The sequence below is a fragment of the Mesorhizobium sp. M7A.F.Ca.MR.148.00.0.0 genome, assembly GCF_003997735.1.
Classification (GTDB): Bacteria; Pseudomonadota; Alphaproteobacteria; order Rhizobiales; family Rhizobiaceae; genus Mesorhizobium.
The window spans coordinates 1-228 of the sequence record NZ_RZTB01000741.1 but is presented as its reverse complement, the minus strand read 5'-3'; the positions used below and the strand labels follow the sequence as shown (position 1 = coordinate 228).

The following is a 228-nucleotide window of genomic DNA, read 5'->3' as shown; positions in this document are numbered from 1 at the left end:
AGGCACATGCGGAGTTCACCCCGAAGACCGGCCCGCGCAAGCCGAGGCTCAAGCTCACCTGGCCGGCGGCGGCGCTTGGCATCGTTTTGGGTACAGCGAGGATGCCAACTCGCCTCGCGCCGTCCAAAAGGAGGGCCCGGTAAGTTTCCTCCATCACATCCCAGCCCAAGCCGCCGACGCCCACTGTAGCGCCGAAGCGATGGGCATTCCCCTCGTCGCAGGAAAGTC

At 65.8% G+C, this 228-nt stretch carries 1 protein-coding gene; it reads right to left on the bottom strand.

What is annotated here, in order from left to right; genetic code table 11:
* The coding region (locus tag EOB49_RS36070; RefSeq protein WP_281060653.1) for a beta-ketoacyl synthase N-terminal-like domain-containing protein at positions 1 to 228 on the bottom strand (228 nt) is incomplete at both ends.